This is a genomic window from Clostridium sp. OF09-36 (assembly GCF_003481985.1).
Taxonomy (GTDB): domain Bacteria; phylum Bacillota; class Clostridia; order Lachnospirales; family Lachnospiraceae; genus Brotaphodocola.
In genome coordinates this window covers 45,289-71,550 of sequence record NZ_QUMD01000010.1, presented here as the reverse complement: position 1 = coordinate 71,550, position 26,262 = coordinate 45,289, and the positions used below count along the sequence as shown (strand labels likewise).

Below are 26,262 nucleotides of genomic sequence, written 5' to 3'. Positions count from 1 at the left end.
CACGTTCTCCAATGCTCGCAAGCGTCGCTTTTCGGGCATTTCTTCCCTGCAAATTTGCTGCCCCAGTTCCAGCACTCCGTACCGCCAGTCCTGCGGCAATGCCAGTAAACGCATAATCTCTCTTTATGTGCCACGCTTGCTACCTCGCTTTCCCTGTATACGCTGTTACAAATTTCTTGTACCCCTGCGCCGCTCCGCAGCATGGGCTATACTCATAAATCGGCTTACGCATGAAAGTATTTTCTGCTACTTTCTTGGAATACCGAATGATACCCAAAATATTAAAATCTGTCTTTTGTTCCAGCCACTCTACGCCTGCTGCCTCGCCGTCTGTATTCTGGTATGACGTAATCAGTACGCCTGCCAGCTTTAATGCTGGGTTAAACGCCTTTGCGTCCTCTATCTGCTCTGTCACAATGTCCAGCCCCTCTAAAGCGTCCTCGTCCACCTTTACGGGTACTATTACCTCGTCCGTAATCGCCAGCGCATTTATGACATTAAGCCCAATATCGGGCGGGTTATCAATGATGCAGTAATCATACGCCCGCTCTGTTTCCACATAGTCTATTTTTGCATATCCGAACCCCAGCACTTTTGCTACTGTCAATCTCTTATAGCGCTCTGTCTGGTTCTCGCTGTCCTCTTTGGTTAAATTCCATGTAGCCCCAAATAATGACATATTCGCTGTTATAATGTCGATACCCTCATACTCTGTATGCTGTATCAGCTCGTCTGTGCTATTCCAGTCCCCAGCCAGCAGCTTTGTAACTGGTGCTATGTTCTCTGCATCATATCTGCTGTACGCCTTGCTTAAATTTCCCTGCTTATCGTTGTCAATCAGCAGCACTCTAAAGCCTCTCCTGTAAAGCTCATACGCCATGTTCGCTGCTGTAAAGGTCTTGGCTACGCCGCCCTTTAAATTCAAAATGCTTATTGTTTTCATTCTTTGCCTCTCTTTCCTGCGTTCGCCTCTAACGCATGGTTACTGTTTCCTGCTCTTTTGTAAGCTCGTCTGAATGTAATAAATACTGCTCTATCAACTGCGCTGCTGGCTGCCAGCCGTAGCAGACGGCGGTATAATAGCCCTGCTGCCGTAGATACTCTAACCACTCTTTCTGTTTCTTGGTCGTCGTGTTCTTGCCCGCCTTAAGCTCTATGTAAAGCCCGTGATACCCAGCCCTTGCAGCTGGTAGCATAATATCCGGCACACCAGCCTTTACGCCCTGCCTCTTAAGCGCCACCGCTGTTGCTGCATCACGTTTGCCGCCGTTTGGCACATGATACATATATTGCAGTTCCGGCATAAGCCCTGTTCTGTATGCAGCCCAGCTAAATAATGCCTCTTGATGCCCGCTTTCGTCGTCCAGTCTAAAGTTTCTCATTTTCTCGCCTCGCTTTCTGCTTAAATTCTACATACTGGCAAATTCTAAAAAGTAGCCCGTCCTTATGCGGCTTGCTGTTCTCTATCGCCAAAAGCGTTATTGTTTCCTCGCTTTGTAGTCCTACATTTCCCAGTACGTCCCAGCGGCATATATCGTAGTATCTGCACCGCAGGCAGCAGCGCTTACAGTCCTTGCCTTTCTGGAATAACCAGTATTTAATTTTTTCTATCATGTTTTCTGCCTTTTCTGCTGCAATGGCAATACCCTTGATTATCTGCATTTCAGCTCCCCCTATCTGTTATTTTTACTAAGGTGTATCTTAAATACCCATAGCCGTAATACTCTGGGCTGTGTACCCCCATGCTTACACTGTTCTTGTCCACGTAATAGCCCTTTATTGCCTTTGGCTCTTTCTTGAAATACTCACGGTCTGAAATTATGTGATACTCTGGCTCTGGTCTTACTAAATTCTTGCTGCAATTCCAGCGCTTACCCTGTAATGCTCCGTCAGTACCCTTTTTGTGCGTTCCTGTGTACTTGATTAAATAGCTTGCCAGTTCTGCATAGTTGCCGCTGTCGTCCAGAGGGAATACCTTTACTCTGTTATGCCCCTCGTATGCCTTATACCAGCAGCGCTGTAAAATCTCTGTGTCAATTTTATTTACTACAAGGTGGTGATGCCTCGCACCTTTCTTGCCTATCTCCATAACGTGTATGTATTTGAACTCTAACCCTGCTTTTCTGTACTCCTTTCTGCACTCCCTCAAAAATACGTCTATGTCCTGCCGCATCTGCTCCGGCGTTCTGTCCGACTCTCCTTCCTGCGGATATAGTCAAGCACTAAATGGTAGTCCCCATAGCCATAGTTTGCATTTATGAGTATCCTTAACTTTCTCTCTGCCTGTCTGGTGTTTACTTTCTCCTGCTCTTCTTTTGTTGGCTTTACCTTATCCCCTCTGCTGATACCTTTCTTTTTGTATCTGCTGGTAAAGTACCTCTCTATCTCTATCGTATTTCCCGCTTTTGTTACCCTCTCTACGTATGGCATATATCTACCTCTCTGTCGGTTCGTTAATACTTTTATCAAGTGTTAAAACGGGCTGCCTGCCCGTTAAATTTCTTGACTTTGCGCCATACATAGCTTATAATTTTTATAGTATTTCAAAGCTGTATAGCTTAGCGCCTATGGTGTTTCCCCACCGTAGGCGCTTTTATTTTTTCATGTTTCCTGCCGCTCTCTTATGCGGCTTAAGGCATACTCATAAGCCCGTCTATATGCAGCTGTGCAAGTGTTGGCGGTACAGCAGTTCTCATACCCCATAATGCTACATAATCTACGCTCGTAACAATGCTTGCACTCATGCAGCTTTGCGTAGTCGCTCGCTGCCCGCTCCTGCCGCTTTTCCTCATATCGCATATATGCTTTAATCTGGCTCGCATCTATAACCGCAATTCCCAGCGTATTTGCTGTATGTATTTCTCTGTCCATTCCCTCTGTTATGCCGTATTTCACGCCCGCAATAACAAAATCGCAGCCTTTCAGCAGCGCAAGCCCAGCAGCCATGCCCCTTGCCCGCTCTTCCGGCTTTTTATCGTCCATGCACTGCGTCATATATAAATGCGGCGTAATGGGTGCTAAGCCCGCCTCTAACGCCTGCCGTGTCAGCTGCTGCGCATAATCTATGTTTCTGTCCAGCTCTGCACCGTCTTTCGCCCTGTATGGGCTGCATATATAAACCTTTCTCATGCCTTTTTACCCGCTTTCTGTTGTGCCTCTGCCCGTGCCTGTTCATTTCCTGCCAGATATGCTGCTAAGCACATCAGCTCGTCTGCTCCCTTTTGGTCTATAAAATTACAATCAACGCAGCATTTACAGTACCCCGTAATCTGTAAATATCTGTCGTATACTTCCTGTGGTGTCTGGCACTGCTTTAAGCTGTCCACCATGCCTGCAAGCTTCTGTATTGCCTTTATGCCTGCCTCGCCGCCCTTTCCGTGTATCCCTACTGTAATCTGCCGCATTTTTGTTGCGCCGTCTGCTCCTAAAATTGTTTTACTCTTCATTCTGTGCCTCGCTTTCTTCCTTAAACCCAGCCAAAAGCATAGTCATTGCATCTATCGCTGTATCAAAATGTTTTCCCAGCTCTGCTGCGTCAATAAGCCCCTGCTTTGTGTTTCTTCCGTTCCCTTTTATTGCTTGCGTTTGCAAAATAGGTTTTAACTGGCTAAGCCCAACTATGCTGTTCTCTAACTCTTCCTCACTCACGCAGATTTTTACATAGCCCTTGCCGATATGTTCAACACTCATTTTCTGCCTCTTCCTTTCTTCTAATCAGCCGTACCGATACCTCGTAAGCTGTGCGCTGTTCTCTTTCTCCTGTGGCTGCATCAAGCACCTTTTCATACTGGCGGCTCTGATACCGTCCCAGCAGCTCTACAGTGTCGCCCTGCTGCCACTGCGCCGCCTCGTCTGCCTGTTCCTGCCAGCAGATGCACGGTAAAAAGCAGCTGCCGCCTGTAAGCTCATTTCTTACCTTTACCGTAATATCAGTAATGTGCTTGCCTCTCGGCGTTTCTCTGTGTGTTGGCTTATTCGCTATAATGCCTCTTACTGCTACCTCGTCCTGCTCTACTGCCTTTTCTGATACCGCCACAAAATCTGCCAGAATATATACCAGCAGTCTACCGCTCTGGAAGTCCTTAAGCGTCTGCGCCTTGCCTGTCAGTAAAAGCCTGCTGCCCTCTACAAATTCCTGCATAACATCAAACTCTATGCCGCTGCAAGCCTTGTATGGTACGTCCTCTGCAAATACTACCGTTACCTCGTCCGGCACGCCGCTTGGTCTTACCGTTTCCAGCTTTGCCATATAGCCACAAAACGGCAGCCCACATAGCTGCTTAATTTCCTTAATCTGTGTAAGCGTTCCTACCAGTCCCGCTGCATTTTCCTTGATACCGCCACCTGTAAGCTCGTCCATGATTGCAGTATCTAAATCCCGTAAAAAATCCGGCTTTTTCTTTGTCATACTTCCTGCTCTTTCCTTTCTTATATGTAAATGGTGTAGTAAAGCGACATCTGCAAATCACTAAACTTATACTGTGCTGTCTGGTCTGGCTCTAATGGTTTCAAAAGCCCCAGCTCTTTCCAGCGTCTGTGCGTTATCTCCGGCACTGCTCTAAACTTCTTTACCTCATGCCCGCTGTATTTTCGGTATTCCTCGCTTATCTCATGGTCTGCAAACGGTTTGAACGCTGCCAGATACCCTACGTAAACCTCTGCTTTGCCCTCGATAATGCGCAGGCGGTCTGAACTCTCCAGCGTGCCTATAAATTCCTTTACTGTCACTGTCTGCCTCTCCTACTTCTCTGGCATTTCGTACAGCCTCGGTATTACTGCTGCAAACGGCTGTACGTCCATGCCGCCCCTTATTACAGCTGCACCGCCAGCCGTAAACAGATAGCTTACGCACGCTTTCTGTATCTCGTCCAGCACCTCTAAGCAGCGCTCTTTTGTGGCATACTCTCCAATTTCTTCTAAACACCCGTCACTTATGCAAATTACGTGGCGCTTTTTGTCTGCCTCTGCGCCGCCTCTCTTTTTCTTTATGTCCTCGTACTCTCCATACTCTACGCAGGCGTAATTACCGCCCAGTCTATACAGCTTTTCTTTATTCTGGCTGCGTATATATACCTCGCTCATTGCCTTTATCTCCTTGCCTCTAAGTTTTCCATTTCAGAAATGCAGTTTGACGGTATCAGCTCATAAGCTGCCGCCTCTATTTCTGTAAGCGCCTCTTTGTACTCAATGTATCCCCACGCCTGCCGTGCTATCTCTGGTACGTTCTGCCGTTCCTCAAAATTTTCTATATGCAAAATCTCGTTTCCCTGCGGCTTTGGAAATGTTCCCAGCGATAACGGGCGTAAAGGGCTGTAATATCTGTGGCTCATTCTCCCGCCCCGCTTTCCTCTTTATGTTCTTGGTAGCCCTCTAAATAGCCTAATGCCTCTACGTCAATTTCCTTGCCGTCCTTACCGTCGCTGTTTATCCGAATTTTGCCGTAGTATGAATAAATACAGCAGCCGTCATAGTCGTATACTCTTATACTGCCCTCTGTGGCTGCCTCTGGTGTTTCAATAACCAGCGGCTCTGCCTGCTGCATCTGCGCTGCTACCTGTTCGTCTGTTACTGGCTCGCTGTTCTTTCCTCTGTACCAGATAGCCAGCATAAACAAAATGATTGCCAGCACGCCTACCGCTATAACGGCTGCGCACTGTATCAGTTTCTTAACTGCCTGTCGTTTTCGTTTTCTCATTTCCCGCCTCGCTTTCCTCTATCATTGCAGCCCTGCTACGCCGTTCTATCCCCGTAGCCATAAACGCTATTTTCATATCTCTTTCGTTAAATTCGTCGTAGTCTCCTACTGGTGCATCTTCTGGGAAAATCTTCTGTGCCTGTATGAAAGCGTCCATAAATGTACTTAATTCCTCATAAAATACGTTTCTGTAAAATTCAAACTCTAACTCAATTTCGATTTTCTGCGCTTTCGTGCAATATATGCCGATTTTCTGCCGCCGTCCGTATGGCTTGTATGCTGTTCTGTCAGATTTAGCACCCATGACCTTATACATACACTGCCGCAGCAGTTTTATTTCGTGCTTTCCGTTGTAGGAAAATATCGTATATTCATACTCTTCCTTTTGCAGTTCGTCTAAGGAATTTATACCGTTATCCTTAAGCAGCTTTGCAAGTTTCTTTTGCGCTGTCGTTTTCTCGCCGCCTACGCCCCGCTCTGCCAGTGCTTGCAGCTTTTTAATACGCTGTATTGTTTTTTCGTCCATGTATTGCCCTCTCTTCTGTAGCAAAATAGTAGTTGTCTACTATCAGCATTTTTTTACTGAAAAGGCACATAAGCCCCAGCGGTACGGTAATAACCGCTATTGTTATGTCGCCCTCTGTCGCCCATGCCGCCAGCACGGTAACTGCCAGCATTGCAAGCCCGTAGGCTTTCTGCTTAATGAAATACCAGCGGCGGGCTTTCTTTGCCTGCTCCCGCTGCCGCCTCTGCTCTTTTTTCTTTCGCATATCTGCTATGGCATCTGCATAGCCTCTCTGGTATGCGTCCTCTACTATCAATGCCTCTGCTGCCATTCTCTGCCTCTCTTCCTTTCGGCGGCGCTCTCTGTCTTTCCATGTGTGCCGCTCTCCTGTTCTGGCGTTTGGTTTTACCGTGCGGGCTGCTTTTCGCATTAAAAAGCAGCTGAAAACCTGTTGACTGTCCACATACTTTCTGGCTGGTATGACCGCCGCTATTTTTCCACGGTATACAGATTGCAGCTATTAGCCTGCTGCCCTCTGCCGCAGGCTCGCCATGCCTGCTACACAATGTGCCGTGTGGGATTTGAACCCACGACTTGCCGCTTATGAGGCGGCTGCTCTAACCGCTGAACTAACGGCACTCGTGGCGGCTGCTGCCGCCTACTCATTAAATAAAAAGCCTTTTTCTATTAAAAATCTTATCCAATCGCAGCCCGTTACGTCGTCCCGCTCAATGAATTTGTAAAAGCTCTCTGCGTCCTCTATTCCGTATTTCTTCAAAATGTTTCTTGCGTTCTTTGCTGCTGGCGTAGTAAAAACATTCTCTGCGTAAAATGTAGCCTCTATAGTCCCGTAGCTGTTCTTTCCTGCTGGTGTTCTCATTTCCACTACGACTACATTCTTTTTGCTTTTTCTTCCTACGCCCTTTCTTATTACTACTGCCTCACTGAATAACCAGCCATTCCAGCCGCTACGCATAGGTGCAAACTGTGTGCGTGGCACTTCTACTAAGTCGCCTGCCTGCAATTTATTAAAATCTACTTTTTTCATGTGTCTTACCTCTCTTTTGTTATTCTTGTTTATAACGCCTGCTGCCCTGCTGCCGCCGTGTAGGTTTTCAGTGTGGCGTTGCAGCGTTTGAACTCCCTATAAATTGTGTCCCTATGCGTTCCCAGTGCCTCTGCAATATCACTTACACTGCTGCCCTGCTTACTCATAGCCTCTATGGTCTGCCTGTCCTCGTAATGCAGACGCTTGTACTTTCGTTTCGCCATGTTCTATGCTCCTTTCCGTCCTCATTTGCTTTTATGGTAAAAAAAATAAGCGTGTCAGAGTTTTTACGCTCTGCACGCTCTTCTTTTCTGCTGTTTCCTATAAAAAAAGAAAATCGGCAGAGGCTTTATAACCTCTTGTCGATTTTCATTCTAAAACTTATCCATTATTGACAAGAGTATCTTCCTGCATTTCTTTGATCTGGTTCTGCATATTGGTGAGTTCTTCCGTCATGGAATCAATCTTTTTCTCCAGTCCATCCACATAGCTGCATATCTCAAATACATCGTTTGCCTGCTCTTTCATGGCATTTTTCTTTAATAAGTCGAGAAGTTCTCTTATGACCTCCTCATTGGTAAGTGTTTTTCCTGCTTCCATATCCATTCTGTTTCCTCCATTCTGTAAATGGGGCAGCCTTGGCCGCCCTGTACTCTGATTACTGATTATCGAAAGGGCGTCGCCTCTTTGTCCTTCTCTTTATCGGGATTGCCATGATGTTTCTCTGCACTCTCTCTTGCATTTTCGTTGCTCTTATCCTTTGCTTTCTCATATTCAGAGATAATCTCATTATAGAGTTTTTCCCTGAAATCCTTTGTGACCGGATAGCAGACATCCTGGTAGATTGGCTTGCCCTGCTCGTCCACCTGCTTTGTCTTATAAGAAGGCATTGATACAAAGATTTTCTCTTTGCCCTGCACGATATTGATGTTATTTACGATGAAACTGTTTTCAAAATAAATGCGTGCAAGTCCCTTGATGTTACTACCTTCCCTCTCATAAGGTGTTACAGTTACGGAAAACTCCGGCATTTCCTGTGTACGCTCCTGCTTCTGTGTCTCCTCTTTCTCCGGTTCCTTAATTCTTGCATAGGCATCAAGGATATTGGTATAGAGTTCCTCTCGAAACTCTGCTGTGATAGGATTGCACACATCCTTATAGATCACACCGTTGCTTTCATCACGCTCATTGGAGCGGTATCTTGGCATTGATACAAAAAGCTCTCCCTTATCCTTATTCTCAAGGATTGCAATATTGGTAATCTTAAATGAATCACCAAATACTACTGTTGCAAATCCTTTGATGTTGCTGCCCTCTTTTGCTCTTACTTCGTTTACTTTAATTGAATACTTCATATGCTATTCCTCGCTTTCTTTTTGTTCTTTGTTTTGCTCCGGTATGATAAGCTCACACCAAAGCTGTTCTATCTGTTCACAAGACAATCTGCCATTAAGCCAGTTGCCAAGTGTAACGACCATTCCATCCTGCTCGTAATAGAGCCACTCCTGTGTTTCAATGTTCCCCTCATACACGATAGTCACATCAAAATCAGGCATAAATAATCCTTCCTCTGCATCCCATACACAGGCTATTCCCTGTCTGAGTGTCAGATTCAGGCTTTCGACATACACAGACCAGCCGCTTACGACTATCTGAAAGTCATCATCAATCTCAGCAATATCATCCTCGATGTCAATTAGCTCTTCCATTTCTGCTACTGCCTCTTCTATCTCACCTAATCGGTATCTCTTATTCATCCATCACCGCCTCCTTATAAATGCACCTGACCACAAAACGCATGGTTCCTTTCTGGGAACAGGTAAAAAGAGTTAATTCTTTTTCTGTACCCTGTGTCTTGATGCTGTTATCATACGGATTTACTACCTCTGTCTCTATTACCTCATAGATATGCTTCAGCCCATTTTTGTCGGTTATCATTACTTCATCACCTATGGATATCTGACTTAGTGGTGTAAAAAATGTGCCATATCTGCTGCCATTATGACCGCACAATACACAGTTGCCACTTTCTCCGATTCCTGCAGTCTCTTCTATATGACCAATCCCTGCATTAAGCACTTTACTTGTGGTTCCTTCCATTACCGGATACCTGATATCTAAGCCCGGTATCTCAATGATGCCGATAACACCGCCTTCTTTAAGAATGGCTTCATCCTCTTTACTAATGGAGGTTTGCTCTTCCTCCACATCTGTTTCTTCATCGTAATCATCCTCCAATGTCTGCTCAAATTCACTTATGAGCTGTTCTGTCTGTTTTTCTCCGGTTGTCCGCCAGAAAAAAGGGACTGCCATAATGGCAATCCCTGCTGCAATCAGTAGTCCTGCGACCACTTTTCTTATGCTCATATTATTCACTCTCCTATCGTGTTCTGCCCTCTCTGTCGGCTGGATAAGCACCTTTATCCTCTGCTACAATTGCTGCAGATTCCATTCTGTCATCAGCTTCTCTTTCTTCCTCCGGTCCGCTCAGGTCTGCATCCACAGCCTTTGCGTTCTCAAGGTCAAGCTGGGCATTCAGTTTACACTGCCTAGCCAGCTTTTCTTCCAGTTCCTTGCTGTACGCAAATGGCTTGTCATACTCTGCCTTTGATGCTTCAAGGTCATTCTGGTACTGCTCAATCTTCTTTTCAAAGAAATCAATGTTCTCATGGAGTCCATTGAACAGGTTTTCCAGCTTCACCATGCTGCCGATAGGACTTGTGGAAAGCTCTGCTTTATACTCTGTCTTTCCACGAAGCACCATATAATTGATGCCAAGGAAGTTCTTTTCCACAAGCAGCTCAAATCCGTGGAATTTACCGATTACAGTTGTCTCTCCGGTCTTACATTTACTGATTGCTTCAAGCATCATCGTTCCGCCATCCACACGCTCTGTGTAAGTTACTTTGCCTATGGTAATGGCAAATTCCGGATTATCAATCAGCTCTTTATCCCTTGCCTTTACATCCTCTCTTACATTGGCAAGCTTTTCTGTTGCTGTCTTAATCAGCTTCGGATACTTAATCATAAAGTTATCCTGCAAGCCATATCTCTGATTGTCATAGGATGCCTTTAAGAGCTTTAATCTCTGGACATCATTGTCAATCTCCATCTTTTCCTTGATTAAAGGATTGCCTGTGGCAACCGCTTTAATCTCTGCATAGGAAAGTGTTGCCTCGTCGATATCCTCACAGCTTCGGCTTACAGCCTTGCTTGTCATGACCTGACTGATGAATCGCTGCTTATTTTCAACAAGCGACCAGTTGTATGCATCAAATGTCCCTTTGGTGACATATCTGTAGATTGCCACCTCTTCATTTTCATTACCCTGTCGTATGCCTCGTCCTTCCCTCTGTTCAATAGAAGAAGGCTTCCAAGGGCAATCCACATGATGCATTGCAACAAGGTGTGTCTGCACATTGACACCTGTTCCACACTTGTCCGTTGAACCGATAAGAACCTTCTTTTTACCTGTCCTCATCTCCTTAAAAAGTGCGTCCCTTTGTGCATCCGTCTTGGCATCATGAATAAAAGCTATCTCATCTGCCGGAATACCATACTGGATCAGTGTTTCTTTCAGATAATCGTAGATGGTAAAGTCCTTATCTGGTCCCGGTGTGCCGATGTCCGAAAAAATAAGCTGGCAGCCTATATGACCATCAGCATTTCCTTTCTCATATTCTTTCCATACATTCTCCGCTACCTTATTGAGTTTTCCATCCGGATTGTTCGGCGCATCCTTATCAATCAGTCTGGCATCCGTTCCAAGAAGTCTTGCCTCATGGGTAATCTTTAGAAAGTTATCCACGCTTGGATCAACTCCACCGCCTCTGATACGCTCTGCCCTCACAACAAAGTCTTCCATGACCTGCTTCACATACCAGTCAGGCTCCGACTCCACTATAATAGGCTTGCCGCCACGGAGAGCTGGCACATCAAGGTCAAGCATGTCTGCGGTCTGCACATCTGCTACCTCACGGAAGATATTCATAAGCTCCGGCAGATTCGTAAACTTATTAAATCTGCTCTTAAAACGAAATCCGCTTCCCTCTACAGTAAGCTCAAGTGCTGTTGTCACTTCACCAAAGTTTGCTGCCCAAGAATCAAAGTGATAAATCCCCATCTCTTCAAGTGCCGCTTTCTGTAAGTAAAGCTGCATGACATACATCTCACACATGGTATTGGATATTGGTGTACCTGTTGCAAACACAATACCCCTGCCATCATTTATCTCAGACAAATACTGGCATTTAAGCTGCATATCCGTTGACTTCTTAGCTCCGCTACTGCTGATACCTGACACATTATTCATCTTGGAAAAAATCGCAAGGTTCTTAAAATTATGTGCTTCGTCTACCATAATAGAATCTACACCCAGTTCCTCAAAGGTAATAAGGTCATCCTTCCTGCTCTCATCTGACAAGGATTTCAGCTGTTCCTCCAGTTTTTTCTTCTGGCTTTCCATCTGCTTTACAGTCCATCGCTCTCCGTTACGCTCCTTCATCTCATCAATCGCATAGCTGATTTCATCAATCTGCTCGTTAAGCATTCGCTCCTTTCTCTCTGCGGAGATTGGGATTTTCTCAAACTGTGAGTGTGACATGATGATACAGTCATAGTCACCAGTTGCAATCCTTGATACGAACTGCTTTCTGCGGCTTTTTTCAAAATCACGCTCCGTGGCAACTAAGATATTTGCTGACGGATAAAGCCTTAAAAACTCTGATGCCGTCTGACCGATAAGCGGCTTTGGTACAACCATGATTGTCTTATTGGCAAGTCCAAGTCTCTTCTGCTCCATGCAGGCAGCCATCATCTCAAATGACTTTCCGGCACCGACACAGTGTGCCAGCAGAGTATTTCCCCCAAGAAGAATTCTTGCCACCGCATTTTTCTGGTGTGGCTTTAACTCAATCGCCGGATTCATTCCCGGAAACTGTAAGTGACTTCCGTCATACTCACGCAGGCGGATGTTATTAAATGTCTCGTTGTAATACTCCACATATTTCTGTCTTCGCTCCGGCTCTGCAAACAGCCACTCCTTGAACTTCTCCTTGATCATGTTCTGCTTTTCCCTTGCAAGCATTGTCTCATTCTTATTGACTTCGTAATGATACCTGCCATCACCGTCATCAATCCTGTCCCTGACTGTTACTGTCTTTAGATTCAGCGTATCCTCAAAAATAGAATAAGCATCCATGCGGCTTGTACCATAGGTCTTAGTAGCCGCCACTGAATGCTTATCCATGCTTTTATTCTCGATGAACCATTCCATGCTCATCTTATTTAAGTGTACCTGAATGCCTGTATTGTAAAACTGGCTTCTGACTGCCCTTGCCCGTCTTGGTGTATTGAGAAGCTCATAGATAAACTGCTCATAATCAAGCGGCTCAATCCATGTCGTGCCAATCTTTACATCAATATCCGAGGCTTCAATCCACTCCGGCTGTACCTTTTCAAGTGCTGCCACATTGCCTGCAAATTTTTCTGCCTGCGGATTGCCTGTATCCGCTGCCATAGCCTTTGCTACACGAAGCTTGTCTCTCACATTGCCGGAAAGATACTCGTCTGCCGTCTCCCAGCCGATGTCGGGATTGTTCTCGTTGTAGCGGTCGGGATTTAGGAAAATCAATCCATCCAGCTCTTCCACAAGAACTGCCCTTCTAAGCTCTGCCAAAGCATCATCACTAAATGTTATCTCATCAGCTGTCTGCCCGGACTTTTCTGCAAGTTCTTCCTTTACATTAGTAATATCCGGCTCATAGATAGAGAGCATATAGGCAAGATTTACATATCCAAATTCATTGACGGATACATTCAATGCTTCCACAGCAGTCTCAACCCTGTCTATGACAGTCTTTGCCTTAATCGTCTGCTTATAAAACATATCCGCTTTTTTCACCTCCCCGTCTTCATTTACTTCTTCAAGACTGCAAAGAAGTGGGTAATCGCTGTCATCTCTGAAAGCTATTCTGTTTGCTTTTGAAGTAATGGCTCCATACTGCTTTACGAAGGCATCATATTTTACATTAAGAAGTCTCTGCTTATCAGAAAGCTCCTCCTCGCTGCAGCCATCCATCTGGATATCAATCAGATCTCTTGTTATCTGTCTGATTTCATCAAGGCTTCTGATTCGCTCCTCGGCAGTCTGTGATACTTCTTTTCTTACCATCTCGGAATTTTCCCTGTAATAGAGTTTTCCTTCAAAAAATGTGTAAGTGTAGTTTCTCACATCCGGATCAGCCGGGATAACTTCCTCCGTCTGCTCCGCCTCATCTGCCACTCTCTCAAAATCTGTCATCTGGCTTTGATATTACCGATAGCTTTGTTTAATGCTTCATAAATATTGAAGTTCTCATCATCATTCACGCAGACTGTGTATCTGCTGTCCTGTCCGTAAATCCTTGTGTCATATTCCATAGATCCAAGCATCATTTCCGGATGCTCTGCAAAATAAGAGTTGACTGCAATGCCATTCTCAGTTACACCAAGGTGTACCCAGTCCGGCTCAATATCAATCTTTCTCTCCCTTTTCTGCAAAAACAGGATATCTGCTGTCACTTCGGTTCCTGCATTATCTTTAAATGCAGTATTCGGAAGTCTTATCGCTCCCACAAGTTCTGCTCTTTCAGCCAGATACTTTCGGATAGTAGGATTTGCCTTATCAAGTGTTCCCTTTGTGGTAATCACCGCAACCATGCCTCCCGGTCTTACCTGGTCAAGTGCTTTTGCCAGAAAATAATCGTGGATACGGAAGTTATACTTGTTGTACTTTGGATCAAATACCTTGTAATCACCAAATGGCACATTTCCGACAACCACATCAAAGAAGTTATCCGGATATGTGGTATTCTCAAATCCTGTGATACTGATATTGGCATTCTGATAAAGCTGCTTTGCAATTCTTCCTGAAATGCTGTCAAGCTCCACCCCATACAGCTTACTTCTCTGCATAGGTGCCGGCATACTTCCAAAAAAGTTACCGATACCCATAGATGGCTCTAATACATTGCCGCCTCTGAAACCAAACTGGACAAGTGCCGAGTTCATGCACATGGCAATCTCCGGTGAAGTATAAAAGGCATTGTTTACTGTTGCCCTTGCAGCACTGTATTCCTCATCGGATAAAAGTTCTTTCAGCTCTGCATATTCTTTGCTCCAGCCTGCGTTTTCCTCGTCAAATGCCTGTGACAGTCCGCCCCATCCGACAAACTTCGACAGAACTTTCTGCTCCTCCGGTGTGGCAAGCCTGTTTTCTGATTCTATCTGCTTTAAAGTGCGGATTGCATCCATATTCCACTGATATCTGGTCTTGGCACCGCCTTTTTCCATTTCCCAGAGATTGTAGTGGAAGTTGTGTTTTTTCTGTACTGCATCATCTGAAACCACATGTCCATTCTCATCAATCTTGGTTTCCCAGCCATTCGCTATTGCTCTTTCCCTGGTTTCAAGACGGTTGGCTTTTACACTATCCTCGATATCAAAGAATCTCTTATAGACCGGATTCATCTTATCCCTGTCAGCCTTCTGTTTTGTCTCCTGATAATACTTCTTCTGGTCTTCTCCACAGTAAAATGGCTGTTTTACCATATAGGATAAAATCTCGTATAACTCACGCCAGTCGAGTGCACCTTCCTTACGCACACCATTCCTGTTCTTATAGCTGATCTTCACATAACCGCTTCTGATTGAGTACTCCACAAGACCATACTTATTGTTGGAATATGCCTTTCTTTCTGCATTATCTGTCCCTAATGCAATATCCCTGATAAGGTCAAGTTTATTGGGCATAAATGCAAAATCAGACTGCACCACATCCATAAGGAATGCCCTAAACGGAGTGTAGCAGCTGCAATCTGTTACAAGAATCTCCGCCACATCACGCAGGTCTTCATCAAGCTCTGCAATACGCTTGGCATAATCAATCGGTGTAATATACTGAAGCTCTGATGGATCTTTTTCAGTTGTTTCAGCTTCTATCTCTGCACCATATTCTGCCTGTGTTACCATGCGGTCTTCATCGGCAGTGTCATGTGGTGTCATGCCTTTTGCACTTACATAATCTCTGTTAGAAGCATAGCTCTCCGGCTCATCCGGTATTGCATAATCATCAATCTCTGCTTCTGCCTCCTCCGGTTCCACTTCCCGGTATTCGGCATCAATGACCTCATCATCCTCACGGAGTCCGTCCATCGCAAGCTCATCAATACGAGGTGTCTCAGGCTGGTATTCCCCTGTAAGAATAAGTACACCAAGCTCTTTTTCGATATCTTTCCACGAAACATATCCTTCAACCTCTCCATCCTCATCTCGCCATTGAAAACGCAGTCCATTCCCATGAAATGTGTCATATCCGTGCAGTCCTAGTCCGTCAACCGGCCAGCCTGCACCTCCCTGACCATACTCTGCTTTGATACGCTTTGCCCTGGTTCCTGCATCAATCTCTGTTTCAAAAATCTTGCATACCCTGCCCTTGCCACCGATAAAACCTGTACCTCTCATAAGCACCTGTTTGATATACTCACCTGGTACTATTGCAGACTTTTTTGGATTCAGGTAATTATATTTACCTGCTAATGCAGCTTTTCTGTCCTGCTCGAACTGACGCATAAACTGATTATTGTTTTCGTCCTCAGTATGAATGGTGCCAATGCTTGCCTGCCCGTTCTGGTCGAAAAAAAAGGAAGCCTGTGTATATTCGGCTTCCTTACTAACACCCAATGAATTGATTTCATCAAGTTCCCTATTCAGTTCTGTATCCTCAGATTCTAGTGGAATCGCATCACTATCTGATGGAGTACCACTTCCTCTGCCTGCATCTTCGCCTGCTCCCTTATCTTCCACATCTCCATTGTCGATGACGGATTCTGTGGCTTGTGCTTCGCCAGATACTGCATCTCTAACTGGTCGTACAGCTGGTTCGCTTCCTCCTCTACCGCTGACATCTTCTCGTACATCTTCCCGAATCTCATCAGCGTCTTGTATCTTGCCGGCTCGTTCTCCTGAAGATAACTCATCGCCATCCTTCCGTATTTGCCCAGCTTCGTGAGATCCTCCGTCTCGTCCGGCATCTCTATCTGCGGGTAAAGCAGTCCGTCCACTTCCTTGTAAGCCATTTCTTCTAACATATCCAATTCTCCTTTCGCTCTCGATTGCCTTTAAGTTACGACTAAATTCTCTAAGAACACTACAGGAGACATCGCATACAATGGAACCAAGACGGTAAATGATCTCTTCGTCTTTGATATTTACGATCTGACTAAAATCCTGTTCTTGCACAGATAAGTCAAATCCGCATCTCGTCCCTACAGCATACATGACACTTGTATATACAAGCTGCTCCATGTCCATTTCCTGCTGTAAGCCATTGCGTTTCTTACTTTCTTCCTTTATCACACTACCTGATAGCTGCATAAGCTCGGTCATTCGGTCTCCGAACTCTTCTTTTATTATAAGCCAAACATCTGTTCCTGTAAACTGTTTTAATATATTTTTTAGAGACTCCCTGTCGCTGTTATCGTACTGCTCAATCTGACCTTCTGACACAAGAAAATCCACATAATCCTTAAGATTTTCTCCCTCAAGGTCCCATGTCAGTTTGACATTCTTCCCTCCGGTATCACTGATATCAAAGATATATCTCATGCGTGGATTCAGTGCCCTTGATGGGAAGATAGCACAGCCTTTCGCACCACGCTTTACATATCTTCCCACCTTTTTCCAGGTATCATAATCTGCCATGAGTGTGCTTTTTTCCGGAGGTCTCTGAGCTGTTACCATAACGATATTGTCAAATTCATAGCGGTATAACTGACCTGCAACCTTTAACACATCCTTCCAGTTCTTTTCTGATCTTGTGATGTTACCAATTTCAGAATCGTATATCGCTTTGACCTTCATATCAACGCCCATACCTTTGTCCTCCTCTACTTAAACATCTCTGCAAACAATCCCTTAAATAGCTTTAACTCATCCTTATCCAGCTCGATTGCAAATTCATTGTCGATTGCCTGTTTTTCGCATTTATCCTTTTTCTTTGCAATCTTACGCACCACACGAAGAATCACATAGCACTCCTTGGACTTTGCAATGCTCTGTTTAAAGGTCAGCTCATCCTCATCGACTGACTTCTGTGTCTGATAGATAATCTCTTTTAACTTATCATTGATACCATCTACTTCCTCAAGGGAAATAATAACGGATGCCTTAGAAGCACCCGATCTGTCCCACTCCTTATGAAGTTCCTTTACTAAAAACTCCATGTTCTTAATTACTGTTGTTGAATCACTTTTCATCTTGCTTTTCCTCCGTTTTCTTTTAATGAATAAGGGAGCTGACCTTCGCTGATAGGCGCAAAATCAACTCCCTTCATGTCCTCTGCTCCAAGGACTATCTGCTCTGCATAATACATATCCATTGCCTTATTGATGGCATCGTCAAGCGACTCTGCCTTTACTTTCTGTACTCGTGAAAGCACTTCTTTTATCTCAACATCAAATTCCTGTTCCATATGATATCGCCTCCTGTAAAAATCTCATCACCGGCTCTTTTCTTCCTTTACCTGTCTTTCCTTAAAGCCTTCATCGTACTTTCCATCTTCCAGCCTGTCGTAAAAACAGTCCTCTTCAATCGTTCCAAAATCCTCATACATCTGGTGAAGGAAGTCATTCTGCAGCTTCTTCGGTACATCATCATCCTTTGACATATCCTGATAAAAATAGAACTTCTGCTTTAGCTTTGCCCTGTAATCATAGATATCCTCTATCTTTTCCGGTGTGCCATACTCCCTCTTGCATGCCTTGAAATTTGTAGTTGAAAGTGTGGAACCTAGATAAATGCCATGCTCCCACGATACCCCGATTGTGGTATTGTCCTTTGTAGGCTTCTCATCCTTCGGATAACGCTTATACTCTGTCGCACCAAGGGCGATTGTAAGAGAACCTGACTTCATATCCATCACCACAAGATTTCTTGGTGATAATGCTTCAAGCACCATGTAATCATGGTCATTGAAGTTATGAAATGTCTGTCCCCTTTCAAATGAGCGGTTCTCCATTTCATAATGCAGGTTAAAATCATCCACCCAGCCTTATCGGTCATTCCAATCTCCTTAAGCTTTGCAACACATTCATAAGAACTGGCTTCTTTATCAAACCGAAATTCTTTGGAATCGTTATAAAATCCCTGAAGAAAGTGTCCCAGCTGAATATCATCCAGACAGAATCTCGCAGATACCGTTACATTTGCTGCCCTGTAATACTCTGTGAAGTTATCTGGTTTACCAAGCGTCCTTCCAAGCTGCAACAAATTGTCTGCAAGCTCTGACATGTCATCAACTGCTATAAAACTCTTATAATCATCCAGAGTCATCAGCATATTTGTCTCTGTTCCCCTGTCGTTTTCTGTTACCAGTATCATATCTTTTAAATCCATTCTTACCTCCAGTCTCAGAGAGGGACTATGCCCTCTCTGCAAATTTCCTGTTATGGTCTTCCTATCACAACTATCTTCCCTGTGCTTGCCACATCCCTGTAAACAACGCCAAGACTTTCATTAAGTGCCTCTACCACCTTGCCATTTCCGACGTATACTGCCACATGGCTGATGTTCTTATATCTTCCATTACTTGTAAAACTGTAAAAGATAAGGTCTCCCGGCTGTAACTCATCAAAGGAAACAGTCTTTCCGGCTTCATCCAGTCCCTGTGCCTCCGCTGCCGCTGTGGTTGCACCACCGTAACTAATATCCACACCTGCATCCTTCCATGAATAATAGGCTAAGGAACTGCAGTCATAATAGTTACCGCTGTCTCTTAAATCCTGACTATAAGGGAAGCCAACTCTGTGTAGTGCATAGGAGCAGACTGTTTTCTGCCTGCTGTCTGTAATTCCACTAAGGATGGCATTGATTTCATCCTCAGTCATGGAGCTTACTCCCGGACTTCCGCCTCCGCCACCACTTCCGCTTCCGGCATATCCAAGCTGTCCCATAAACTCCGGACTCATGATCTGCTCAAGCATTTCCACCTGATCAGAATTAAATCCATAGACCGAAATCATATCTCTGTACGATTTCAGTGTGACATTCACATACAGAACCGACTTCGTAACAGTAGTTACATTACCGTCTGCATCCGTTTCTTCCACATCCTTTGTTCCTGTGCTTGTGGTGTATGAACACATATCATTTACAACTGCCTGCAGCCAGCCTTTTGAAGTCTCATTCATGACTGTTGCAGTATCTCCGACACCATGCTTGACCATATAGACTGCCATGATGTCATAGTAATTGCTTGGGGTTTCTTCCATACCTTCATAATCCACATAGACAAGCTCTCCAAGGTCATATCCGGTATGCTCATTCACTTTCGTATTCACATCCCGGTTAAACTCCTGCACATAAGCACTCGTTACTATCTGCACGGTATCTCCTGATTCAAGTGGTGGCAGAAATAAAGCAAATGGAGAATTGTAAAGGATTGCTATCACCGCTATAACCGGAACCGCAATCATGGCAACTACAAGTACAAGTAACAACAGCACCAATCCAATAATCGGTGCAGCTGCCTTTACCCAGGTAATCACTTTTCGCACAATCAGATCCTTTACCAGCTTTGCCACGCTATCTGTCTGATTCTCCTGTGCTTTCATCTTATCCAGAAAGAATTTTATCTTCCTGCTCCGGTTGGTCATCTTTTCATCCTTGACCTCTATGGACACACCTGCAGCATATCCGGCTGCCATGCCGATTGCCGTGCCTACTCCCGGTGCAACTGCTGTTCCTGCCGCTGTAGCAGCTGCCTTTGTAGCAGTTTTTGTTGCAACCTTGGCAGTAGTCTTGGCTGTTTCTTTTGCTGTCTCTTTAGCTACAGTCTTTGCAGTATCTTTGGCAGCTTTCTTTGCTGTCTTTTTTGCCAGCTTCTTTCCTGCATCTACCTTCTTGATACGCTTCCTTGCCTCGGCTGCCGCCTTTTTCCTGAAAAGTGCTGCACCCTTAGAAGCAGTTCCGGTAACAGGTCGGCTCGCTTCATATGCAAGATATGCTGCCTGCGATACCTCCTGCCCGCCTTCCACCTGCTCCGTTACTGCCCCGGCTGCAAGTGCACCTGTTCTTCCTGCTATGTGAAGATTGGTGTTCTTGGTCTTGATGGAAGTGTTTGATTCTCTATAGTTTCGCTTAAATCTTGATAGTCCCCTATTCTTCGGCTCTGACTGATGAATGGTACTCTTGCGATAGGACTTCTTTTTATCATCAGATACCTTTGCACCGATAGTCTTAGGACCTCTCTCTACTGTATAGATGTTGCTGCCTTTAATCTTGGCACCCTTTGGCTCGTGGGCATGAATCTTAGCTTTCTCCTTTGTGTGAATGATCATCGGCTTGTCATCCACCTTTTTTATCTTCAATGTTCTCACCTTCTTTCACTCAAAATGCAAAACAGCCACCCAGCTTCCCGGATGGCTATGCTTTGAGGTCGCAAATTGCGACCTCTATCAACATTATTCGACATTTTTCTGCATTTCACGTTTCTTCTGTTCCGCAATCTTCTCATGAATGTTGGTATTATACAGCCTGTACAAATCTGTATCCTTACTAATCTGATTATCAAATGGAATCACCACAGAACCACACTTGATAAGTCCCATTCCCGATGCAGTATTGGTTACGAATCTTAGCTGTGCCTCTGATACCCCGATAACTTCCGCCATCTTGGAACTGTCCGTATTTGCCTGCTTCAAAAGTGCCACAAACTCAGAGTTTGCAAGCATTGTGGTTGCTGTGTAATTCTGCAACAGATCGACGACATTCTGCGTGATACCTGTACAAAGACCTCCCTGCTTTCTTACTTTCTTCCAGAGCTGCTGCAGATATTTTGCAGAATACTCAGAATTAAGTAAGACGTGGAACTCATCAATATAGAGCCATGTTGCCTTGCCTCTCTTGCCATTCTCAACAATCCTGTTCTGAATAGACTCCATCATGACAAGCATTGTGATAGGACTAAGCTCTGTACCTAAGTCCCTGATGCCATATACTGTGAATCTGTTATCCACATCCACATTTGTCTGGTGATTGAAGATGTTAAGTGAACCATTTACGAAAAGCTCTAGTGACAATGCAATGTCCTTTGCCTCGTCCTCCGGCTGTGCCATAAGGATATCGTAAAAGTCACTCATTACAGGGATATACTTCTCTTTGCTCCTTGCAATGTCGATATACAGTTTTCTCACACAGCGGTCGATGATTGACTTCTGTCTTGAATTTAAACTATCCCCGATACACTGCTCACAAAGTCCAAGCATAAACTCGCCCTTCTCTCTAACCATTCCCTTGGAATCATTCGGATCAAGGCTCCATACATCCATCTCCAGCGGATTCACATAGTTATCCGTGTAGGTAGACATATTTACCACTGTTCCACCATAAGTATCAGCTATATCAAAGTACTCGTTCATTGGATCTATGACGATTATCTCATCATCTCCCGACAAGAATACGCTGCCCATCTCCATCTTGCAGAAGAAGGATTTACCGGAACCCGGCACACCAAATACAAAGCCATTTCCGTTGATAAGCTTCTTTCTGTTACCGATATTCACATTCTTGCTGATCTGGTTGATACCATAATAGTTGCCTGTGCTGTCATTAAGCTCCTGCACATTGAATGGCATAAGTACCGCAAGTGACTGAGTAAGAAGGGTACGCATTGTCTCCACCTGTCTTACACCAATCGGAAGTGCTGTGTTGAGAGCTTCCCTCTGCTTTAAGTAGTGTATATCAATCGTGCAGCTGTTACGCTTTCCGATGGTCTCCACAGTCTCACATACACTCTCAAGCTCCTTCTTGCTTTCTGCCATAAGAATAATGGTTACTCCCACGAAGAAAAGGCACTGGTCATTCTCACGGACGTCATCCATGATTTCCTCAATTTCTTTTTTCTCCGTTCTCTTGGCGTATGAAATTTCCGTAGAAAAATCGTTATTCTTATTACGAACTCTCTGCTGTTTGATAATATCCGACTCAATACCAAGGTATTTTTTCTGAAGCACCTTTGTTGTCAGATCCTTTGGAACAGGCACCACATCAATACTCGTGATAGAATGAACCGGAAGGGAAGTAATCTCATTGATGAATCTGTCTGACAAACTGCTCGGATACTTTTTGATAAAAAGTGCCTTGCAGAATTTACTCTCATCCTCAAAATGGTCCGGGAAATATTTCACCATCCCATTGCACAGGTCATTTCTAAAATCTGCCCCGACCTTCTTTGCCTTTTTGATATCAAAATCAAAGCTGCCCTCATCTCCAAGATGATAATAGTCATAAAGCACTTTCAGCCTCTCATTTCCATTAAGAGGCACAATCTCCGCACCAAGCTCAATGAAAGCCTTGTGTATCGTTGCCTCAAGGGTTGCAAACTGTGCCTTCGCCTCCTCAAAGTTCTTTCTCTCAATCGTGATTGTCAGGTATCTCTCCTGCTCAATCCCCTGTCTGCCCTCAATAATCTTCTCTTCAATGATGTCATTGTAAATTCTTCTGTAATTATTGAAACCATCATTTTTCTCAGCAATCAGAACCTTGTCACGGAGTTCATCCATGTTTTTGTTCTTATTGTTGATCGTAATCTTATAATTACAGTCCAGCGAATTTAAGAACTTGCAGTATCTCTCGAAAATACCGATCTGCTCATCCTCGGTTGCTGTCGTGTAATTGATGTCCTGAAAGCGGTAGCATTTGGAATACTTATTTTTGCTTACTTCAAAAATGCCGTTTTCAGCCACCGCCATAATCTCTATGGTTTCCTGAATGGATTTAGGTGTCTTATACAAAGGCTCACTCGCCTTCTTTAATAACTTAAATCCGTCTGTAAATAAACCCATGTCTCTAACCTCGCTTTCTTATAATGAAAGCCCGCCGGGAACTTCACCCTGCGGGCTGTGTTCCCGACCTTTCGGTCAGATACTATTCGTTTCTAATGCATTGCCTTATATGCTGCAATGCCTGCTACTGCCGCCACAATGACTGCAACAAGTCCAAACAGCATGTTTCTCGTCTTTTTCTTCATTGCTTCAAACTCCTCCTGCTTCTTTACAGCCGAATCAGCTGTTACAGTCTCCGGTTCAGCCTTTCTGCCTTTCTTCTTTACCTGTTCATTCTGCTCTACTTCTAACTGCTTTATTGCAGGCTCTCCTTCTGTTGATACATAGGTAAGTGCCTTGTTTCCAAACATAAAATGCAGTTTCTTTCCCATATACTCGTAGAAATTCATCCCGTTAAAGGAATAGAATCCGCCAAGTGCAATCGGTGCCACACAGGGAATTGCCACATAAGCAGAACCCGTAAGACCGATATACTTGTAAAGAAGAAGGACGATACCGCCACCGACTACTACGCTTGCAATAGAAAATATAAGCTGCCTTGCAGTAAGTCCCATCGCAACCGATTCCTGATAGCGGTCAATATCCTTGTTTACTTCGATTACCATTGTCCCTGCCTCCTATCTTGATAAATCCTTTGTCTCCGGCTTTCTTGTCATTCCAATATTCGCCTCATACTTATCCATTCCATCCGGACACAGTTCTCTAAGCTTATCTACATTGAACAGATAAAGCGGATATTCGCAGAAACCACTCCTTTGCGTGAATCCTGTAAACTCTCCAAGGTCGTTATATGTAATAAACTTTTCAATATCCGGCATGTCATTCACATTCAGATATCCGCAGTAATTTGGTGCTGCAACCGGCAAATTCACAGTCACATCCCCAAAAGGCTCCTCATATCCATCTTCATTACACATAAGACCGATAAACATTGCCCTGTTATTCATATACTGCTGGATATCAAATGTCACCTGCGTTTCTCCGGTAATGCTTGAACTATAAGTAACCTGTTTCTTTTCATTATCCATTTCTGCCTCCTTCTATAATCCAAATGCCTTGCTTGTAAGTGTCTGTGCACCCTTCACACTTCCAACAGTCATTGCTATCGTAAATGTCATTTCACACAAATAAATAAGCGTCTGTGCCCAGTCAGCGTAACTTCCTGTAAATGCTGGAAGTCCTGCATTGATAAATGCATTACATACCACAATTGCAAGTGCCATCGTTACTGCCTCGAATACACACGAAAGAAAATATTTGCAGTAGGTAGCCATTGTATGACTGACCATTCTGTTTCCTGCCATTGTGGAGCATGCAATCGCACCAAGCGGCACAATAATCAGTATCTTTAAGAACCTGAAATACACTGTGTAGATGATAAAGAATCCACAGATAATAATGATGATTGCAAGCAAAGCTGTAAGTATCAGCATTACCAGACTTTCACCAAATCCGAGTCCTTTAATGATATCTGCCTGTGTACTGTCAATGGCAAGCTGCGTCGTTGTCCCGGCAGATATAAGTCCTACCAGATTTCCTATGGAAGTAAAAAATGCTTTCATAATCGTGACATTATTTGCAACAAACCATTCTGCAAGTCCCAGTCGGATAAGCATACGCAGGATTGATTCAAACCTCATCTCATCTTTTACATCTATGCTTTCCGAGCAGAAACCGATAACAAAGAACAGCACAACGAGGGAAGAGCCGACCGCTACAAAGACCGGCTCTATCCCCTCAATGACTGCCCAGGGACCTCCGCCCTTGAAACTGACCGGTGACTGTCCAAGCATTGCAAAGACCAGGGATATCTGATTGTTCCAAAACCCAAACACTGCCTCAAGAAGTGCAAGGATCTTGTCTCCAAGCTTAAAAATATCCATACTTGTTATTCACCTCTTTCCTTTTACTAAAAGGGGAAATGCATTTCCCCAATCTTAGAAGCCTAAGAATGTCAGTACTGTTGAAATACCAGCCATCATGACACCTGCTACAATTCCTTTCAGTGCAGAGTTCATGGTAGATGAATCCTGCTGCTGGTAGGCTTGTGCGAACTCCATAACATTCTTTGCAAGAATGATGACACCAACCGCACCAATGACTGCAATGATAAGTGTCTTTAAATTCTCAAGCGGCTGTGTTACTGCGGAAGTACCTGTACCTGCTGCAAAACAGGTAGTGCTCATAAGCATCACTCCCATAAGTGCTCCGGATAATGCCGGAACGAATCTCTTTTTTAAGTGAATGAATCTACTCTTCATGCCTTTCTCCTCCATCTGATTGTTGTTTGTTGTTGAAATAACCTGTTCTTTTCTCATGTTGTTTAATCTCCTTTTTTGAAGTGACAGAAGCGGAAAAAGCCAGAAAGGAATACACATATTCCAATCCGGCTAGCTTTCCGAACGGAATATATGCATTCCTTTCTGTCCTGTTGATAGTTACTCTATGATAATCAGGCAATGCCTGTTGTACTGGTTAATCGGGCTTTCCCCGATGCGTTTTTGCTGTGACCATCTCCTTTCAAGGTATGAAAAAAAGCACCTTAACCATATGGCTAAAGTGCTAATTTACTCTCAAATTTGCTTTATTCTAAAAGCATTCCATCAATTATTGCAAACTTTGTCTTAAATATAGATCTATTCTGGCAATATCGTAATATGACATCCTGTACATAAGGTCTTGTACAATAACTGTCTACCACAATCTGTTTATCTTCCTCTTTCTCTATCCTCTTAAATATGCCTTTTGCATTCCAATCCGTCTTTACAGCATCTACTAAATCATTACTCATCTCAAGATGTGATAAAATCGTGGAATTCAACTCGGTTTCTTTAATTTCAGATATTTGTCCATAGTCATTAAGTTGCTTCAATTCTCTCTTAATTGCCTCCGTGTAACTTGTCATATTATTATCTCCTATCAATAAGTATTCAGGTGTTACATCTAGTGCCTTTGCTAGTTGTAAAAGATTATACGCACTTGGCTCTTCATTGAGTCTACCTTGTTCATAACGTCGTATACTCTGAACAGATATATTTGTTATCTTACCCAGCTCTTCCTGTGTATAGTTTCGTATATTACGCAACTCTTTTAATCTATCTGCAAAAGTCTTTTCCGTATTCATCCTGTACCT

General features: G+C 44.1%; 31 protein-coding genes, 1 tRNA gene and 2 pseudogenes. All 34 read right to left on the bottom strand.

Features of this window, described 5'->3' with window-relative positions; all coding sequences use genetic code 11:
* Positions 1-139: 139 nt before the first annotated feature.
* The 34 genes and pseudogenes from DXA97_RS09835 to DXA97_RS09680 all read right to left on the bottom strand — a co-directional run bounded on the left by DXA97_RS09835 (position 140) and on the right by DXA97_RS09680 (position 26,253).
* Positions 140-943 (bottom strand): ParA family protein, encoded by an 804-nt coding sequence (locus DXA97_RS09835; RefSeq protein ID WP_117469153.1) that lies wholly within the window; start codon positions 941-943, stop codon positions 140-142.
* 28 nt (positions 944-971) lie between these two features.
* Complete coding sequence (locus DXA97_RS09830) at positions 972-1,382, bottom strand: VRR-NUC domain-containing protein (protein WP_055056142.1); 411 nt, start codon at positions 1,380-1,382, stop codon at positions 972-974.
* Entirely contained in the window at positions 1,369-1,662 is a 294-nt protein-coding gene (locus DXA97_RS09825) for a hypothetical protein (RefSeq protein ID WP_243107615.1), read from the bottom strand. Before DXA97_RS09825 ends, DXA97_RS09830 begins: the two co-directional genes overlap by 14 nt.
* A 1-nt stretch (position 1,663) precedes the next feature.
* A complete protein-coding gene (locus DXA97_RS09820; protein WP_243107614.1) occupies positions 1,664-2,173 on the bottom strand; it encodes a hypothetical protein in 510 nt (169 codons plus the stop codon).
* Positions 2,158-2,430: a hypothetical protein gene (locus DXA97_RS20880; protein ID WP_243107613.1), complete on the bottom strand. Its 273-nt coding sequence runs from the start codon at positions 2,428-2,430 to the stop codon at positions 2,158-2,160. Before DXA97_RS20880 ends, DXA97_RS09820 begins: the two co-directional genes overlap by 16 nt.
* Positions 2,431-2,601: 171 nt before the next feature.
* The gene (locus tag DXA97_RS09815) at positions 2,602-3,129 is read right to left on the bottom strand and encodes a hypothetical protein (RefSeq protein WP_118719824.1); all 528 of its coding nucleotides are present in this window, start codon (positions 3,127-3,129) and stop codon (positions 2,602-2,604) included.
* On the bottom strand, positions 3,126-3,446 hold the full coding sequence (locus tag DXA97_RS09810) for a hypothetical protein (protein ID WP_118719822.1): 321 nt from the start codon (positions 3,444-3,446) through the stop codon (positions 3,126-3,128). The genes DXA97_RS09815 and DXA97_RS09810 overlap by 4 nt, the downstream gene beginning before the upstream one ends.
* Positions 3,436-3,690 (bottom strand): toxin PIN, encoded by a 255-nt coding sequence (locus DXA97_RS09805; RefSeq protein WP_118719820.1) that lies wholly within the window; start codon positions 3,688-3,690, stop codon positions 3,436-3,438. The genes DXA97_RS09810 and DXA97_RS09805 overlap by 11 nt, the downstream gene beginning before the upstream one ends.
* Positions 3,680-4,408: a single-stranded DNA-binding protein gene (locus DXA97_RS09800; protein WP_118719818.1), complete on the bottom strand. Its 729-nt coding sequence runs from the start codon at positions 4,406-4,408 to the stop codon at positions 3,680-3,682. Before DXA97_RS09800 ends, DXA97_RS09805 begins: the two co-directional genes overlap by 11 nt.
* A 20-nt stretch (positions 4,409-4,428) precedes the next feature.
* The gene (locus tag DXA97_RS09795) at positions 4,429-4,728 is read right to left on the bottom strand and encodes a hypothetical protein (RefSeq protein WP_022279749.1); all 300 of its coding nucleotides are present in this window, start codon (positions 4,726-4,728) and stop codon (positions 4,429-4,431) included.
* Positions 4,729-4,740: 12 nt separating this feature from the next.
* The gene (locus DXA97_RS09790) at positions 4,741-5,082 is read right to left on the bottom strand and encodes a hypothetical protein (protein WP_002591245.1); all 342 of its coding nucleotides are present in this window, start codon (positions 5,080-5,082) and stop codon (positions 4,741-4,743) included.
* Positions 5,083-5,087: 5 nt separating this feature from the next.
* Positions 5,088-5,330: a hypothetical protein gene (locus tag DXA97_RS09785; RefSeq protein WP_022279748.1), complete on the bottom strand. Its 243-nt coding sequence runs from the start codon at positions 5,328-5,330 to the stop codon at positions 5,088-5,090.
* On the bottom strand, positions 5,327-5,695 hold the full coding sequence (locus DXA97_RS09780; protein ID WP_118719816.1) for a hypothetical protein: 369 nt from the start codon (positions 5,693-5,695) through the stop codon (positions 5,327-5,329). The genes DXA97_RS09785 and DXA97_RS09780 overlap by 4 nt, the downstream gene beginning before the upstream one ends.
* Positions 5,667-6,221, bottom strand: a complete 555-nt coding sequence (locus DXA97_RS09775; protein ID WP_002591242.1) for a hypothetical protein — start codon at positions 6,219-6,221, stop codon at positions 5,667-5,669. The genes DXA97_RS09780 and DXA97_RS09775 overlap by 29 nt, the downstream gene beginning before the upstream one ends.
* The gene (locus tag DXA97_RS09770) at positions 6,193-6,531 is read right to left on the bottom strand and encodes a hypothetical protein (RefSeq protein WP_002591241.1); all 339 of its coding nucleotides are present in this window, start codon (positions 6,529-6,531) and stop codon (positions 6,193-6,195) included. The genes DXA97_RS09775 and DXA97_RS09770 overlap by 29 nt, the downstream gene beginning before the upstream one ends.
* 235 nt (positions 6,532-6,766) lie before the next feature.
* Positions 6,767-6,839, bottom strand: a tRNA-Ile gene (locus DXA97_RS09765).
* 19 nt (positions 6,840-6,858) lie between these two features.
* A complete protein-coding gene (locus tag DXA97_RS09760; RefSeq protein ID WP_118293907.1) occupies positions 6,859-7,248 on the bottom strand; it encodes a hypothetical protein in 390 nt (129 codons plus the stop codon).
* A 29-nt stretch (positions 7,249-7,277) separates the two neighbouring features.
* Positions 7,278-7,472, bottom strand: coding sequence for a helix-turn-helix domain-containing protein (locus DXA97_RS09755; protein ID WP_002591239.1), 195 nt, complete (start codon positions 7,470-7,472; stop codon positions 7,278-7,280).
* A gap of 163 nt (positions 7,473-7,635) precedes the next feature.
* Positions 7,636-7,854: pseudogene (locus tag DXA97_RS09750) on the bottom strand (DUF6674 family protein); the annotation flags it as partial.
* A 59-nt stretch (positions 7,855-7,913) separates the two neighbouring features.
* Entirely contained in the window at positions 7,914-8,603 is a 690-nt protein-coding gene (locus tag DXA97_RS09745; protein ID WP_117477954.1) for a SpoVG family protein, read from the bottom strand.
* Positions 8,604-8,606: 3 nt separating this feature from the next.
* Positions 8,607-9,005, bottom strand: a complete 399-nt coding sequence (locus tag DXA97_RS09740) for a hypothetical protein (RefSeq protein WP_117477953.1) — start codon at positions 9,003-9,005, stop codon at positions 8,607-8,609.
* On the bottom strand, positions 8,998-9,615 hold the full coding sequence (locus DXA97_RS09735; RefSeq protein WP_117477952.1) for a class D sortase: 618 nt from the start codon (positions 9,613-9,615) through the stop codon (positions 8,998-9,000). Before DXA97_RS09735 ends, DXA97_RS09740 begins: the two co-directional genes overlap by 8 nt.
* Before the next feature lie 13 nt (positions 9,616-9,628).
* Positions 9,629-13,549, bottom strand: a complete 3,921-nt coding sequence (locus tag DXA97_RS20875; protein WP_243107612.1) for a helicase-related protein — start codon at positions 13,547-13,549, stop codon at positions 9,629-9,631.
* Positions 13,546-17,160, bottom strand: coding sequence for a class I SAM-dependent methyltransferase (locus DXA97_RS22145; protein ID WP_347561547.1), 3,615 nt, complete (start codon positions 17,158-17,160; stop codon positions 13,546-13,548). Before DXA97_RS22145 ends, DXA97_RS20875 begins: the two co-directional genes overlap by 4 nt.
* A gap of 14 nt (positions 17,161-17,174) precedes the next feature.
* Entirely contained in the window at positions 17,175-17,543 is a 369-nt protein-coding gene (locus tag DXA97_RS09725; RefSeq protein WP_005340528.1) for a hypothetical protein, read from the bottom strand.
* Positions 17,540-17,758 carry a DpnD/PcfM family protein gene (locus tag DXA97_RS09720; protein ID WP_106765261.1) on the bottom strand — a complete coding sequence of 73 codons (219 nt, stop codon included), beginning with the start codon at positions 17,756-17,758 and terminating at the stop codon, positions 17,540-17,542. The genes DXA97_RS09725 and DXA97_RS09720 overlap by 4 nt, the downstream gene beginning before the upstream one ends.
* Positions 17,759-17,785: 27 nt before the next feature.
* Positions 17,786-18,681: pseudogene (locus DXA97_RS09715) on the bottom strand (hypothetical protein).
* A gap of 50 nt (positions 18,682-18,731) precedes the next feature.
* Positions 18,732-20,663 carry an NlpC/P60 family protein gene (locus DXA97_RS09710; protein WP_347561546.1) on the bottom strand — a complete coding sequence of 644 codons (1,932 nt, stop codon included), beginning with the start codon at positions 20,661-20,663 and terminating at the stop codon, positions 18,732-18,734.
* Positions 20,664-20,747: 84 nt separating this feature from the next.
* Positions 20,748-23,129: a VirB4-like conjugal transfer ATPase, CD1110 family gene (locus DXA97_RS09705; protein ID WP_106765265.1), complete on the bottom strand. Its 2,382-nt coding sequence runs from the start codon at positions 23,127-23,129 to the stop codon at positions 20,748-20,750.
* Positions 23,130-23,221: 92 nt separating this feature from the next.
* On the bottom strand, positions 23,222-23,734 hold the full coding sequence (locus tag DXA97_RS09700) for a PrgI family protein (protein WP_106765267.1): 513 nt from the start codon (positions 23,732-23,734) through the stop codon (positions 23,222-23,224).
* 12 nt (positions 23,735-23,746) lie between these two features.
* Positions 23,747-24,157, bottom strand: coding sequence for a DUF4313 domain-containing protein (locus DXA97_RS09695; RefSeq protein ID WP_118719814.1), 411 nt, complete (start codon positions 24,155-24,157; stop codon positions 23,747-23,749).
* A 12-nt stretch (positions 24,158-24,169) separates the two neighbouring features.
* Entirely contained in the window at positions 24,170-25,012 is an 843-nt protein-coding gene (locus tag DXA97_RS09690) for a hypothetical protein (protein WP_008120647.1), read from the bottom strand.
* A 54-nt stretch (positions 25,013-25,066) separates the two neighbouring features.
* Positions 25,067-25,447 (bottom strand): hypothetical protein, encoded by a 381-nt coding sequence (locus DXA97_RS09685; RefSeq protein ID WP_040894197.1) that lies wholly within the window; start codon positions 25,445-25,447, stop codon positions 25,067-25,069.
* 266 nt (positions 25,448-25,713) lie between these two features.
* Positions 25,714-26,253 carry a helix-turn-helix domain-containing protein gene (locus tag DXA97_RS09680; protein ID WP_227701393.1) on the bottom strand — a complete coding sequence of 180 codons (540 nt, stop codon included), beginning with the start codon at positions 26,251-26,253 and terminating at the stop codon, positions 25,714-25,716.
* Positions 26,254-26,262: the final 9 nt, after the last annotated feature.

Coding starts and splice junctions, on each gene's coding strand:
- DXA97_RS09835 (WP_117469153.1), bottom strand. CDS start 943: ATGAAAACAATAAGCATTTTGAATTTAAAGGGCGGCGTAGCCAAGACC.
- DXA97_RS09830 (WP_055056142.1), bottom strand. CDS start 1,382: ATGAGAAACTTTAGACTGGACGACGAAAGCGGGCATCAAGAGGCATTA.
- DXA97_RS09825 (WP_243107615.1), bottom strand. CDS start 1,662: ATGCAGATAATCAAGGGTATTGCCATTGCAGCAGAAAAGGCAGAAAAC.
- DXA97_RS09820 (WP_243107614.1), bottom strand. CDS start 2,173: ATGCGGCAGGACATAGACGTATTTTTGAGGGAGTGCAGAAAGGAGTAC.
- DXA97_RS20880 (WP_243107613.1), bottom strand. CDS start 2,430: ATGCCATACGTAGAGAGGGTAACAAAAGCGGGAAATACGATAGAGATA.
- DXA97_RS09815 (WP_118719824.1), bottom strand. CDS start 3,129: ATGAGAAAGGTTTATATATGCAGCCCATACAGGGCGAAAGACGGTGCA.
- DXA97_RS09810 (WP_118719822.1), bottom strand. CDS start 3,446: ATGAAGAGTAAAACAATTTTAGGAGCAGACGGCGCAACAAAAATGCGG.
- DXA97_RS09805 (WP_118719820.1), bottom strand. CDS start 3,690: ATGAGTGTTGAACATATCGGCAAGGGCTATGTAAAAATCTGCGTGAGT.
- DXA97_RS09800 (WP_118719818.1), bottom strand. CDS start 4,408: ATGACAAAGAAAAAGCCGGATTTTTTACGGGATTTAGATACTGCAATC.
- DXA97_RS09790 (WP_002591245.1), bottom strand. CDS start 5,082: ATGAGCGAGGTATATATACGCAGCCAGAATAAAGAAAAGCTGTATAGA.
- DXA97_RS09785 (WP_022279748.1), bottom strand. CDS start 5,330: ATGAGCCACAGATATTACAGCCCTTTACGCCCGTTATCGCTGGGAACA.
- DXA97_RS09780 (WP_118719816.1), bottom strand. CDS start 5,695: ATGAGAAAACGAAAACGACAGGCAGTTAAGAAACTGATACAGTGCGCA.
- DXA97_RS09775 (WP_002591242.1), bottom strand. CDS start 6,221: ATGGACGAAAAAACAATACAGCGTATTAAAAAGCTGCAAGCACTGGCA.
- DXA97_RS09770 (WP_002591241.1), bottom strand. CDS start 6,531: ATGGCAGCAGAGGCATTGATAGTAGAGGACGCATACCAGAGAGGCTAT.
- DXA97_RS09760 (WP_118293907.1), bottom strand. CDS start 7,248: ATGAAAAAAGTAGATTTTAATAAATTGCAGGCAGGCGACTTAGTAGAA.
- DXA97_RS09755 (WP_002591239.1), bottom strand. CDS start 7,472: ATGGCGAAACGAAAGTACAAGCGTCTGCATTACGAGGACAGGCAGACC.
- DXA97_RS09745 (WP_117477954.1), bottom strand. CDS start 8,603: ATGAAGTATTCAATTAAAGTAAACGAAGTAAGAGCAAAAGAGGGCAGC.
- DXA97_RS09740 (WP_117477953.1), bottom strand. CDS start 9,005: ATGAATAAGAGATACCGATTAGGTGAGATAGAAGAGGCAGTAGCAGAA.
- DXA97_RS09735 (WP_117477952.1), bottom strand. CDS start 9,615: ATGAGCATAAGAAAAGTGGTCGCAGGACTACTGATTGCAGCAGGGATT.
- DXA97_RS20875 (WP_243107612.1), bottom strand. CDS start 13,549: ATGACAGATTTTGAGAGAGTGGCAGATGAGGCGGAGCAGACGGAGGAA.
- DXA97_RS22145 (WP_347561547.1), bottom strand. CDS start 17,160: ATGGGCGTTGATATGAAGGTCAAAGCGATATACGATTCTGAAATTGGT.
- DXA97_RS09725 (WP_005340528.1), bottom strand. CDS start 17,543: ATGAAAAGTGATTCAACAACAGTAATTAAGAACATGGAGTTTTTAGTA.
- DXA97_RS09720 (WP_106765261.1), bottom strand. CDS start 17,758: ATGGAACAGGAATTTGATGTTGAGATAAAAGAAGTGCTTTCACGAGTA.
- DXA97_RS09705 (WP_106765265.1), bottom strand. CDS start 23,129: ATGGGTTTATTTACAGACGGATTTAAGTTATTAAAGAAGGCGAGTGAG.
- DXA97_RS09700 (WP_106765267.1), bottom strand. CDS start 23,734: ATGGTAATCGAAGTAAACAAGGATATTGACCGCTATCAGGAATCGGTT.
- DXA97_RS09695 (WP_118719814.1), bottom strand. CDS start 24,157: ATGGATAATGAAAAGAAACAGGTTACTTATAGTTCAAGCATTACCGGA.
- DXA97_RS09690 (WP_008120647.1), bottom strand. CDS start 25,012: ATGGATATTTTTAAGCTTGGAGACAAGATCCTTGCACTTCTTGAGGCA.
- DXA97_RS09685 (WP_040894197.1), bottom strand. CDS start 25,447: ATGAGAAAAGAACAGGTTATTTCAACAACAAACAACAATCAGATGGAG.
- DXA97_RS09680 (WP_227701393.1), bottom strand. CDS start 26,253: ATGAATACGGAAAAGACTTTTGCAGATAGATTAAAAGAGTTGCGTAAT.